Origin of the sequence: Muricauda sp. SCSIO 65647 (genome assembly GCF_021534965.1) — a bacterium.
In the GTDB taxonomy this organism is placed as follows: Bacteria; Bacteroidota; Bacteroidia; order Flavobacteriales; family Flavobacteriaceae; genus Flagellimonas_A.
Map to the genome: position 1 here is coordinate 2,316,117 of NZ_CP091037.1, position 12,818 is coordinate 2,328,934.

Here is a 12,818-nt window from a genome sequence, read left to right on the forward strand (position 1 = left end):
AAATCAAAAGATCAATGAGGCTTTATTCTTTTTTATTATTGATTTTGGTACTGGTGATTGGTTGTGTGACACCAGCAGAAAAAGAAGCTTTAGACGAAAAACTGACGCGATATGTAAATCCGTTTATAGGAACAGACGGACCTGGGAATACCTACCCAGGGGCCACCATGCCCTATGGTATGGTACAGTTGAGTCCTGATATCGGCATACCGGGTTGGGACAGAATCGCCGGATATTACTACCAAGACTCCATCATATCAGGTTTTTCGCACACCCACCTTACCGGTACCGGGGCCGGAGATTTGTACGATATCTTGGTAATGCCCACCAATAGCAGGTTTTCTGAACGGATCCAAGAGAATAACCACAAGCCTTTTTCCCGTTTTGATCATGATCAAGAAGGAGCATCCCCGGCATATTACTGGGTAGATTTATTGGATTATGGCATTAAGGCCGAAATGACGGCGACCAGCAGGGTCGGGGTACATCGCTATACCTTTCCAAATGACAAGAAGACCCAGATCCATGTTGATTTGGGCTATTCCCTCAATTGGGACAAACCCACTGATACGTTTATCAAGGTAATCAATGATTCAATATTACAGGGGCATCGCATGTCAACAGGCTGGGCAAGAAATCAAAGGCTCTTTTTTGAAATGCGCTTCTCAAAGCCCTTCACATCTTATGAGGTATATGATGACAAGAAAAAAGATGCGCCATCGAATGGCATCGACCACAAAATAATCTTGAACTATGAAACCGTTGAAAACGAACAGATTGTTGTAAAAACGGGATTGTCATCGGTAAGTTCAGAAGCAGCGGGAAAAGCGATCGACATAGAGGCAAACGCTGATTTTGATACCATCAGAAAGCAGGCCGAGCTTGTTTGGGAAAATGAACTGCAAAAAATCAAAGTAGTCTCTGAAGATGTGAACAAGAAAACCATCTTTTATACCATGTTGTTCCAATCGATGCTGGCCCCAACGTTGTACAGTGACAGTAATGGGCAGTACAAAGCGGCAAATGACGACCAAGGAAATTATAGAGAAGGTGTGGATACCGTTGCCCAGGCAATCGGTTACAATCGTTACGATACCTTCTCACTTTGGGATACCTTTAGGGCGGCCCACCCCCTATATACCCTCATTCAGCCCGACAAGGTGCCCGATATGGTCAAATCCCTTTTGGCACATTATCAAGAAACGGGGGTGCTTCCCGTGTGGTCGATGCAGGGCAGTGAAACAAACATGATGATCGGTTATCATGCCGTTCCCGTTATCGTCGATGCTTATTTCAAAGGATATGAATTTGATGTTTCACTTGCGTATAGGGCCTGTAAAGAAAGTGCCATGGTAGATGAACGTCAAATCGATAGGTATAAAGAAAAAGGGTATGTTCCCGTCGATGAACACCACGAAAACTGGTCTGTCTCCAAAACCTTGGAGTACGCCTTCGGCGATTGGTGCATTGCCATGTTCGCCAAAGATCTGGGTGAGCAAGAAGACTATGAGTATTTTTTGGCACGTTCCCAAAACTGGAAAAATCTGTACAACGAAAAAAATGCATGGCTGCAGCCCAAGAATGCAAAGGGAGAGTTTTTGACACCTTTCATTCCAAAAGCATACACCCCTTATTTCTGTGAGAGCAATGCATGGCACTACTATTGGTCGGTGCAGCAAGATATTCCGGGACTGATCAACGCCACTGGCGGTATGGAAAGGTTTGAGCAAAAGCTTGATTCTATGTTCTCATATGCTGCGCTCCCTGAAGATGAATTGCCTATTTTCAGTACGGGAATGATAGGTCAATATGCCCATGGCAATGAACCCAGTCATCACGTTGCCTATTTGTACAACTATGTGGGAAAACCCCATAAGACCCAAGAGCTTGTCAAAAAAATCAGGGAAGAACAGTATAAAAACCAACCTGATGGGCATTGCGGCAATGAAGACTGTGGGCAAATGTCTTCTTGGTACATATTGAGTGCGTTGGGCCTATATCCTGTGAATGCAGCTCAGGGAATTTATGATTTCGGGAGTCCGTTGTTTGAAAAAGCAAGCATCCGAGTTCTTGACGACAAAGTTTTTACTATTGAAGCAAAGAATTTTGGGGAAGGCAATATGTATGTAAAAAGCATTACATTGAATGGAGAAACCTTGAACAGATGGTTCATCAAGCACCAAGAAATCATGCAGGGCGGAACCTTGGTGTTCGAAATGTCAGATACACCCGCAGTGGTCGATGTGTCGGCAACAGAGTTCCCCGATCCAAATAAAATATATAGGTGATGAGAGTGAAAATTTCGAAATGTAGCAGTGTTAAGGCGGTGTTTATAGCGATATTCTTGGTATTTGCAATGTCTTGTACCGACCAAAAGACACAAAACGACGGGGCAAGCGCCATTGAAGAAACCTCTTTTCTGGATTATGTAAACCCTCTAATGGGCACCGATTCAGAGTTCAGTTTATCGAATGGCAACACCTATCCAGCGATTGCCACTCCCTGGGGCATGAACTTTTGGACGCCCATGACCTCAAAAATGGGCGATGGCTGGACCTACAAATATGATGACCATACCATTCGCGGAATCAAGCAGACGCACCAGCCCAGCCCATGGATCAATGACTATGCCGCTTTTTCCCTCATGGCCGTGACCGGTGACCTGAAATATAAAGAAGAAGAACGGGCCTCGCATTTTTCGCATAAGGCAGAGACCGTGAAACCTGATTATTACAGTGTCTATTTGGCAGATTACGATGTGGTCGCTGAGGTGACCCCCACAGAAAGGGCCGCCCATTTTCGGTTTACCTTTCCTGATAGCGATAGTGCCTATATTCTTTTGGATGCCTTTTTTAAGGGTTCTATGGTAAAAATTTTGCCCAAACAGCAAAAGATTGTGGGGTACTGTAGAAACAACAGTGGCGGGGTTCCTGAAAATTTCCACAACTATTTTGTGGCCGAGTTTGACAAGCCTTTTGAACAGGTACATACTTGGGGCGATGAGTGGCAATTGAACAAAAATTCTACTGAAGATGAAGGCGACCATGTAGGGGCAATCGTCGGGTTCAAGACCAAGAGGGGCGAAGCGGTACATGTCAAGGTAGCTTCCTCCTTTATCAGCCCAGAACAGGCACAATTGAACCTCGATAGGGAAATAGGGGACAAGAGTTTCAAAGAGACCAGGGCAGCGGCGACAGAAGCCTGGGAAAAAGAGTTGGGCAGAATGGCCGTACGTACAAACAACATAGACCATCTGCGAACATTCTATTCTTGTCTATATAGGGTGCTGTTGTTTCCAAGAAAATTCTATGAATTTGATGAAGATGGAAACATTGTCCACTACAGTCCGTATAACGGGGAGGTATTACCAGGATATATGTTTACCGACAACGGATTTTGGGATACGTTTCGAGCGGTGTTTCCATTCTTCAATATGATGTACCCCGAACTGAACGGTCATATCATGCAAGGCTTGGCAAACACGTACAAAGAATCGGGGTGGTTGCCCGAATGGGCCAGCCCTGGACATAGAGATTGCATGATCGGCTCAAATTCTGCCCCGATAATTGCAGATGCGCACCTTATGGGTGTTACGGGGTTTGATGAAGAAATTTTGTTGGATGCCCTCATAAAAAATGCAACAGTACCTGACGGAAGGCCAGTGAACAGCGTTGGAAGAGCAGGGCTGGTGTATTACAATGAGCTGGGATATGTTCCGTATGATGTGGGAATTCACGAAAATGCGGCAAGGACCTTAGAATATGCCTATGCAGATTTCACCATCGCACAAATGGCAAAATCACTGGGGAAAGACGATTTGGCCGACGCTTACTATCAAAAATCGTTGAACTATAAAAAATTGTTCGACCCAGAGACAAATCTTATGAGGGGCAAAAACAAGGATGGTTCCTTTCAATCCCCTTTCAATCCATTGAAGTGGGGCGATGCCTTTACCGAAGGCAATAGTTTGCATTACACATGGTCTGTTTTTCATGATGTGAAAGGCCTTATTGAACTCATGGGCGGTAATGAAGCATTTGTGGGGATGTTGGATGGTGTCTTTGACATGCCTCCCGAATATGACGATTCGTATTACGGGTTCACCATTCATGAAATCAGGGAAATGCAGATCATGAACATGGGCAACTATGCCCACGGCAACCAGCCCATACAGCACATGATCTATCTATACAATTATGCGAAGCAACCGTGGAAGACCCAAGAGAAAGTACGCGAGGTATTGACCAAGCTGTACACCCCTACGCCCGACGGGTATTGTGGTGACGAAGACAATGGCCAAACATCGGCATGGTATGTCTTCAGTGCACTGGGGTTTTATCCTGTCGCTCCTGCCACCAATCAATATGTCATGGGCAGCCCCCTTTTTGATGAAGTAAAGCTGTATTTGGAAAATGGGAACACATTTACCATTCAGGCCAAGAATAATGGCAAGAACAGTCCCTTTATTCAAAGTGCAACCTTGAACGGAAACGATTTCAATGCTACGTGGATCGGTACTGAAACCGTTCAGCAAGGCGGCGTGCTGTCTTTTGAAATGGGTTCAACACCCAATAAAGATTGGGGTGTGGCAGAAGGTTCAGAACCGTATTCCTTATCGAATGAAAAATAACGTTGCAGTACTTTTTTGCCTTTTGGCGATAAGCGTCTTGGCCCAGAAAAAACCGGTCGATTATGTCAATCCCTTTATAGGTACCTCCAACTTTGGTACAACCAATCCTGGGCCGATAGCGGTTCGGGGCATGGCCAATGTGGCCCCTTTCAATGTGGCGGGCCCCCAGAACCTGCCTTATGAGAAAGATAGTCGATGGTGGTCCACTCCCTATACTTCTGATAATGGGTTTTTAACCGGTTTCAGCCATGTGAACCTCAGTGGGGTCGGCTGTCCTGAATTGGGCGTTATTTTGGCCATGCCCACCACAGGTGAAATCATTACCGACCATATCGATTACGGTTCTACCTATTCCGATGAGGTGTCAAAAGTCGGTTATTATTCCAATACGCTTGACAAGTACGGTATCAAAGTAGAAACGACTGCCACTACAAGAGTGGGGGTCAGCAACTATTCATTTCCTGCCGGTGAAGCAAATATTTTGTTGAATTTGGGTCTGGGTCTCACCAATGAGCAGGGTGCCCAGGTAAAGGTCGTCTCCCCAACAGAGATTGAGGGTATACGAACCGTCGGTTCTTTTTGTTACTACAAACCCGAAGAAGCATATCCGGTTTATTTTGTGGCCCGTTTTTCAAAAGCTGCCGATGACTTCGGTGTCTGGAAAAAACCAACGACCTATCGCGGGGAAGAAGCCCAATGGATGACCTATAACGGCAAGACCCGATTGATGAAGGGCTATGCCAAAGAAGTGGTCGGCGACAGTATTGGGGCCTATATGACCTATGATTTCAAGGTGCCGACCCAAGTCGAGATGAAAGTGGGTGTTTCTTATGTCAGCATTGAAAACGCCAGAAAGAATCTGGAGATGGAGACTGCAGATAGATCGTTTCATCAGATTTTGTCAGAAACCAAAGAGGAATGGAATCAGTACCTATCGAGAATTGAGGTGGAAGGGGGTTCAGAAGATGAGAAGACCATCTTCTATACCGCTTTGTACCATACGTTGATCCATCCGAATACCTTGAATGATGTCAATGGTGAATACCCAAAGATGCGCACACGCGAAACCTTGAAAACCGATGGTACGCGTTATACCGTCTTTTCCCTTTGGGATACTTACAGAAATTTGCACCAGTTGATGAGTTTGGTATATCCAAAACAACAATCGAACATGGTCAACAGCATGTTGCGCATATACGATGAATCGGGTTGGTTGCCAAAATGGGAATTGAACGCTACCGAAACCACCACCATGGTAGGTGACCCGGCGGGTATCATCATCGCAGACACCTATTTGCGCGGTATTCAAGATTTTGATGTAGAAAAGGCGTACAGGGCCATGAAAAAGAGCGCCGATCAGCTAAAGCAGAATCCGTTGCGGCCGGGTATCGAAGATTATATTGAAAAGGGATATCTAACCACAAAGACCACGAACAGTGGATCGGTTTCGACAACACAAGAATACAACATCTCTGATTTTGCCATTGCACAATTGGCCAAAGTGTTGGGCAAAAAAGAAGATCATAAACGATTTTCAAAACGCGCCATATCGTATCGGAAACTGTTTGACAAAGAATTCAACTTGCTGAGGCCCAAAAACGATGATGGCAGTTGGCTTACACCCTACAATCCGGAGACGGGGGCCAATTTTGTCAAAAACCTTGGTTTTATTGAAGGTAATGCTTGGCAATATACCTTTATGGTGGCCCATGATGTAGAGGGATTGATAAAACTGATGGGTGGCCCAAGACCGTTTTCGAAACGTTTACAAGATGTATTTGACAATGACCAGTTCGATATGGCCAATGAACCTGATATTGGTTATCCCTATCTGTTCAACTACGTAAAAGGGGAAGAATGGCGTACCGTTGAAAAAGTTTCGGAACTGTTGAAGACCTATTTTAAAAATGCCCCAGATGGGCTTCCAGGAAACGATGATACGGGTACCATGAGCGCTTGGGCCGTTTTTTCGATGATGGGGGTGTATCCCGTGAGTCCGGCAGAGCCTATATATGCTTTGACCATACCGACTTTTGATAAGATCACCATTCATTTAGACGCTGAATACCATAAGAATGATAAAATTGAAATTATTGGAAATGGAAAGCAGGGCAATGAAAACAAAGCGGAAATTTTATTGGATGGAAAGAAACTAAAGAAACCCTTTGTCACCCATCAACAACTGATCAAGTCAAAGCAACTGGAGTTTAGATATAACTGATAAGAAAATGGAGTATGGAAACCCGAATGGGGCCAAGTTGTTTACAACTTGTTTGTGTATCTTACCCTACCATTAGGGGCTGTATTTGCCCCATTATCAAAAGCAACAGAAGACGTTGCCAAACCTACAACTATAAGAATGCAAATAATTGAAAATTCAACCGTATATGATGCCATCATCGTAGGGTCAGGTGCTGGTGGAGGTATGGCCACCAAGGTGTTGGCCGATGCCGGTCTTAAAGTGGCCGTGGTGGAGGCAGGTCCGTTTTTTGATCCAGCCGACCAAGAGCAACGCACCCAGCTGCGTTGGCCATGGGAGTCGCCACGGCGGGGTGCCAATACCATAAGGCCCTTTGGTGATTTTGATGCCGCCTATGGCGGATGGGAAATCGAAGGCGAGCCCTATACCCATAAAGATGGAACCAAATTTGATTGGTTCAGATCCCATATGCTGGGGGGGCGTACCAATCACTGGGGGCGTATCTCATTACGTTTTGGCCCCACTGATTTCAAGCATAAAGACGTCGATGGCTATGGTGAAAATTGGCCCATCGGTTATGATGATGTAAAACCCTATTACGATCGGGTCGATAAATTGATCGGGGTGTTCGGTACCAATGAAGGGCTTCCAAACGATCCCGACGGTTTTTTTCTTCCTCCCCCAAAACCACGGTTACACGAGCTTTTCTATATAAAGGGGGCACGAAAAACAGGCGTGCCCGTTTATCCGGCAAGAATGTCGATGCTTACCAAAAAAATCAACAACGAACGTGGCGTTTGTTTCTACTGTGGGCAGTGTGGCAGGGCCTGTCAGGTATATGCCGATTTCTCGGCTGGGACCTGTTTGATATTTCCGGCGCAGAAAAGCCGTGGGCAAGTAGATCTTTTTGTGAACTGCGTGGTACGAGAAGTGACAACTGATGAAGAAGGCCGTGCAACCGGGGTCTCATATATTAACAAAGAAGATAGAAAAGAGTACAAGCTCAAGGGCAAAGTGGTTATTTTGGGAGCTTCGGCCTGTAGTACGGCGAGAATACTTTTGAACTCGAAGAGCGCCCAACATCCGAACGGTTTGGGCAACAGTAGTGACCATGTTGGCAAGTACCTGCATGACTCAACGGGTGCCGACCGTATGGCATTCGTGCCCGATTTGATGAACCGTAAGGTATCGTACAACGAAGATGGTGTCGGTGGTATGCACGTGTATTCACCCTGGTGGGGCGACAACTCAAAACTTGATTTTCCGCGTGGTTATCATATAGAAATAGGAGGGGGCATGGGCATGCCCAGTTACGGCTTTGGTTTCAACGTAAACGAGTTCAACAAATTCTTCGGTACCAAGGTCGGAGGTTATGGCGATATGCTCAGAAGTGATGCCAAGAAGTATTATGGGGCCATTATCGGACTGAGCGGTAGGGGCGAATCGATTGCCAGAAAAGACAATTATTGTGAAATAGACCCAACTACTGTCGATGAATGGGGCATACCCGTTTTGCGATTTCACTACAAATGGTCAGATTTGGAACGCAACCAAGCCCGTCATATGCACAATACCTTTGAGGAACTATTGGCCAATCTAGGGGGTGAGGTATTGGGCAGCAAGCCCGGCAAAGAAGCCGATTATGGGTTGCACACACCTGGCCGTATCATTCACGAAGTGGGCACCACCCGTATGGGAGATGACCCCAAAACCTCGGTCACCAATAGGTTTCAACAATTACACGATGTGGATAATGTGTTCGTGGTCGATGCAGGGCCCTTTGTCTCACAAGCCGATAAAAATTGTACATGGACGATTTTGGCCCTTTCATGGAGGGCTTCCGATCATATCGTGGATCAATTGAAAAAACAAAATATCTAAGGTCATGGATAGAAGAAAAAGTATCAAATCGATTGTTTTGGGATCGGTGGCCGGTGGGTTGGCCGTTCATGGCTGTAAACCTGAAAGTAAGGCTTCTGAACAAGAAGTGGTCGAAGAGCTATACGTTCCTTGGCGAACACCAAGAGAGAACAAGCTGGTGGCCGAACTTAATGGAGAACAGTTCTTTAACGAACATGAGTGGGCGACCATGACCGTTCTCTGTGACTTGGTGCTGCCGCGAAGTGAGCAATATAAAAGTGCCTCTGATGCTGAAGTGGTACCGTTCATTGAGTTTATGGCAAAAGATATTCCTGAGATGCAGGTCGACCTTAGGGGTGGGCTCATGTGGCTCGACCACAAAAGCAATACCGAGTTCAATACCGAGTTCAAGTCAGCGACCGAAGAGCAGCAAAAGATCATTTTAGATGGTATCGCCTACTATGATCCAGAGGTGCCCGAAAGTGACCGTCCATTTGAGGTTAACTTTTTTTCACTGGTCAGAAACTTGACCGTGACCGGTTTTTATACCTCAAAGATCGGAATGGAAGAGTTAGGCTATAAAGGCAACATGCCCAATGTGTGGAATGGGGTGCCCGAAGATGTACTGAAACAGCACGGCGTTTCGTATGATGAGGACTGGTTGGCCAAGTGCGTTGACCAAAGCAAACGCGGTATCATTGCCGAATGGGATGATGAAGGTAATTTAATTACCTAGTATGTGATAACGGGCGTATAATGGTTCATTTTTCCATGAACCGCAACTCGGCATATACCGGAAAGTGATCTGATGGGTACCGACATTCAAATGAATCGCTCAAAATACCGCTTTTCAACACCTCAAAATCCCCATTTGAAATAAAGATATAGTCAATTCTTTTTTCAACAGGTTTTGTAAAATCAAAGCCATTGAAGGTGCCCTTGGGGCCATGGGCATTTTTACCGGCTTCGATATGAGCATCGCCCAATTCATCTGAGATTAGTCGAATTCCTTTGCTGGAAGGTTCTAAATTGAAATCACCCATTACGACCACAGGAAGATTTTCAACGTTCAACTCTTTGATTTTCTTAAGAATTAATTTTGCGCTCTCTATCCGTGCATGTATACCCACATGGTCAAAATGGGTGTTGAACACATAGAACTGCCGTCCATCTTTTTTTCTTTTGAAAAGACCATAGGTGCATATTCTTGGCAGGGCGGCATCCCAGCCTTTTGAAGGTTTTTCAGGAGTAGGTGAAAGCCAGAAAGTGGCTTCTTTCAACAAATCGATTTTTTTCTGATTGTAAAAGATGGCGGTGAACTCACCACGGTCGTCACCATGGTCGCGGCCCACACCAAAAAAAGTATGATCGTTCAACCCTCGATCGATTTCCTTCAGCTGGTGTGCAAGCCCCTCTTGGGTGCCAAAGATATCGGGGGCATAAAAATTGAGCTGTGAGATAAGAAAATCTTTGCGGTCGTTCCAATTGTTTAGACTATCCTTCGGATTATCATATTTGATGTTATAGGTCATCACATTTGTGGTCTGACCAAAAGCGGTATGTAAGGTCAAAATGACCCAAAGAGTGGTTAGCTGTTTCATTTTATCGGTTTTCCGAGCAGGCGGTCAAAATTCTCATAAGCCTTTTCTACCTGCTCTTTTGGGGCATTTTCAAATTCTTTTTCCGTCACTTTGTACACTACCTGAAGGCTGTCCAGTTTTTGATGCATCATGGCTATCTCGTCAGCATATTTTTCATCGTCAATGGCATTGTACAACTCTTTTGGATCTTTTTCGAGGTCATAGAATTCCCATTCGTCAATATCGTCATAAAAATGAATAAGTTTAAAGCGTTTGGTACGCACCCCATATTGTTTTTTGACCATGTGGAAAGCTGGAAAGTCGTAGTAATGATAGTAAATGGCCTCTTTGAAATCATCTTCAGATCCTTCCAACAATTTTCTGAACGATTCTCCCTGCATTTCGGAAGTATACGCAGCACCCCCGGCCAAATCGAGAAAAGTTGGGGCGAAATCGAGGTTCTGTGTCATACCCTTGATTATCGTGCCCGGTTCGATAACCCTTGGCAACTGCATCAATAAGGGCATTTTCAAAGATTCTTCGTACATGAACCGTTTGTCAAACCAACCTTTTTCGCCCAAATAGAAGCCTTGGTCTGAGGTGTAGACCACCAAGGTATTCTCTTCTAAACCATTTTCTTCTAGATAGTCTAAAATTTTGCCCACACCCTCATCGACCGCAGCCACAGTGGCCAGATAATCTTGAAGGTAACGTTGACCTTTCCAAAGGGCCAAGTCCTTGTCTTTAAGACTGGCCTTGTGAAAGGCATTGTTTTTAGGCAAATAGGCTTCATCCCAAGCCTTGCGCTGTTCTGGGGTCATGCGTTCAAAATCGGTGGTCCAAGGGTTGTGGGCCAGTGCCGTGCTGCCATGTTCTTTGGTCATTTTCAGGTCATGGCCCTCATACATATCACTATAAATGGTCTGTTGTTGTTCTACAGAAGCCGTTTGCTTCTCAAAAGTAGGAAAATAGGTATCGGGCAGTGGAAAAGTCACCGAATCGTATTTGTTCGCATGGCGAAGGGCGGGCATCCAATTGCGATGTGGCGCTTTGTGGTGTACCATCAAAAAGAAAGGCTGTTCGGCATCTTCTCTGTGCTTCAGCCAGTCTAGGCTTTTTTCAGTGATAAGATCTGTGGCATAGCCTTCGACAATGGTGGTATCTTGGCCACTAATGAACTCAGGATTGTAGTAGTTTCCCTGATCGTTCAAAATCTCCCAATGGTCAAAGCCCTTGGGAGCCCCATGCAGGTGCCACTTGCCGATAATGGCTGTCTCGTATCCAAGTTTTTGCAGGTATTTGGGCAATGTGGCCTGATTGCCGTTGAACCTTTCACCATTCATCCTAAATCCGTTTATATGGCTGTGCTTTCCTGTTAGAATAACCGCACGACTGGGACCGCAAATGGAGTTTGTACAAAAATTGTTCTCAAAAATGGCACCGTTCTTTGCCAGACGATCGAGGTTTGGTGTGGGCGCCAACTTGCCCAACTCATGACCATAGGCACTTATGGCCTGAAACGCATGGTCATCTGACATGATAAAAACAATATTCGGTGGTCTTTTCTCAATGGTCGTTTCCGCTTCTTTCTGTTTACAGGAAGCAAAAACCAACAATAGGCTCACTACTGATATTTTCCAGTTCATTCGTACTGCTATGGGGTTAACCTTATTTTTGATTGTTGCCATACACCATCTAAAATTACGGTTTTGATGAAATTGGAAATATCATGGGTATGGGCATAGGCCTTGTTGGCCCAATCATGGTTGCCCTCCATATCGACATAGAGGGTGTATGGTGCACCAAGTTTTGAAAGCCGTTGGGCTATAGTATTTGAACCATCTAACGGTAAATAGCCGGGCGTATCTTCATCGCAGTAATGGTGCGCGGCCGTACCGTAAGGCACCAGTTTGTCTTTAACGCCATGAAAGAGTAAAGTAGGTATGGCGGTTTGTTCGGTGATATAATCAGCGTTCAATACGGCACCAGAGAACGATATGACCCCCGCAAACTGTAGATTGCCATACGGCAATTGACGAAAATCACGATGATATCTCATAAAAACGGTATTGAGCACTGCTTCAGCACCCGCACTACTGCCCACCAAAATGATTTTGTTACGATCGAACCCGAGAGAACCGGTATTTTTCGCTAGGTGGCCAACAGCTTTGAGCACATCTTCAGAAGCCGTTTTAAAGGTGGCCAGTTTTTCTTCTGTGGGACAATCACAGTCAAAAGACTTTCCTTTTCGGGTAAGGCGATAGCTGATAGAGGCCACGGCGTATCCTTTTGCGGCCATGGCGGTACAGAATTTTTTTTCGAGCAGATTGTCTTTTTTGCCTATGGCAAATCCACCGCCGTGAACCAATATCATTATAGGCCTATCGGTCAATTCATTGTTTTTGGCACTATAAAAATCAAGCTCCAATGTATCTGAGAAAACAAAACTTCGGACATTGATTTCAGTAAAAATAGAATCTATGTAGCGCTCTTGAGCAGTGCTTGCCAAGGTCCAAAAGAGGCATATTGTAACTAGAACATGTGTCCA

General features: G+C 45.2%; 8 protein-coding genes. 5 read left to right on the forward strand and 3 right to left on the reverse strand.

The genetic code is table 11. The features are described from left to right. The first annotated feature begins 14 nt into the window (after positions 1 to 14). From L0P89_RS10270 to L0P89_RS10290, 5 genes are all read left to right on the forward strand, one after another. A complete protein-coding gene (locus L0P89_RS10270) occupies positions 15 to 2,288 on the forward strand; it encodes a GH92 family glycosyl hydrolase (protein ID WP_235265014.1) in 2,274 nt (757 codons plus the stop codon). Continuing rightward, a complete protein-coding gene (locus tag L0P89_RS10275; protein ID WP_262911450.1) occupies positions 2,288 to 4,630 on the forward strand; it encodes a GH92 family glycosyl hydrolase in 2,343 nt (780 codons plus the stop codon). Before L0P89_RS10270 ends, L0P89_RS10275 begins: the two co-directional genes overlap by 1 nt. Next, positions 4,620 to 6,851: a GH92 family glycosyl hydrolase gene (locus tag L0P89_RS10280; RefSeq protein ID WP_235265015.1), complete on the forward strand. Its 2,232-nt coding sequence runs from the start codon at positions 4,620 to 4,622 to the stop codon at positions 6,849 to 6,851. Before L0P89_RS10275 ends, L0P89_RS10280 begins: the two co-directional genes overlap by 11 nt. 138 nt (positions 6,852 to 6,989) lie before the next feature. Next, complete coding sequence (locus L0P89_RS10285; protein ID WP_235265016.1) at positions 6,990 to 8,711, forward strand: GMC family oxidoreductase; 1,722 nt, start codon at positions 6,990 to 6,992, stop codon at positions 8,709 to 8,711. A gap of 4 nt (positions 8,712 to 8,715) precedes the next feature. Further along, entirely contained in the window at positions 8,716 to 9,426 is a 711-nt protein-coding gene (locus L0P89_RS10290; protein ID WP_235265017.1) for a gluconate 2-dehydrogenase subunit 3 family protein, read from the forward strand. Positions 9,427 to 9,451: 25 nt separating this feature from the next. Here the strand turns inward: L0P89_RS10290 and L0P89_RS10295 are convergent, their stop codons facing one another. Genes L0P89_RS10295 through L0P89_RS10305 form a run of 3 tightly spaced genes read right to left on the reverse strand, consistent with a single transcriptional unit; the run spans position 9,452 to position 12,779 of the window. Then, positions 9,452 to 10,291 (reverse strand): endonuclease/exonuclease/phosphatase family protein, encoded by an 840-nt coding sequence (locus L0P89_RS10295; RefSeq protein WP_235265018.1) that lies wholly within the window; start codon positions 10,289 to 10,291, stop codon positions 9,452 to 9,454. After that, a complete protein-coding gene (locus tag L0P89_RS10300; protein WP_235268026.1) occupies positions 10,288 to 11,916 on the reverse strand; it encodes a sulfatase in 1,629 nt (542 codons plus the stop codon). The genes L0P89_RS10295 and L0P89_RS10300 overlap by 4 nt, the downstream gene beginning before the upstream one ends. 8 nt (positions 11,917 to 11,924) lie before the next feature. After that, complete coding sequence (locus L0P89_RS10305) at positions 11,925 to 12,779, reverse strand: alpha/beta hydrolase (protein ID WP_235265019.1); 855 nt, start codon at positions 12,777 to 12,779, stop codon at positions 11,925 to 11,927. Positions 12,780 to 12,818: the final 39 nt, after the last annotated feature.

Excerpts from the sequence above, each read along its gene's own strand:
- L0P89_RS10270 (WP_235265014.1), top strand. The coding sequence starts at position 15 with ATGAGGCTTTATTCTTTTTTATTATTGATTTTGGTACTGGTGATTGGT.
- L0P89_RS10275 (WP_262911450.1), top strand. The coding sequence starts at position 2,288 with ATGAGAGTGAAAATTTCGAAATGTAGCAGTGTTAAGGCGGTGTTTATA.
- L0P89_RS10280 (WP_235265015.1), top strand. The coding sequence starts at position 4,620 with ATGAAAAATAACGTTGCAGTACTTTTTTGCCTTTTGGCGATAAGCGTC.
- L0P89_RS10285 (WP_235265016.1), top strand. The coding sequence starts at position 6,990 with ATGCAAATAATTGAAAATTCAACCGTATATGATGCCATCATCGTAGGG.
- L0P89_RS10290 (WP_235265017.1), top strand. The coding sequence starts at position 8,716 with ATGGATAGAAGAAAAAGTATCAAATCGATTGTTTTGGGATCGGTGGCC.
- L0P89_RS10295 (WP_235265018.1), bottom strand. The coding sequence starts at position 10,291 with ATGAAACAGCTAACCACTCTTTGGGTCATTTTGACCTTACATACCGCT.
- L0P89_RS10300 (WP_235268026.1), bottom strand. The coding sequence starts at position 11,916 with ATGAACTGGAAAATATCAGTAGTGAGCCTATTGTTGGTTTTTGCTTCC.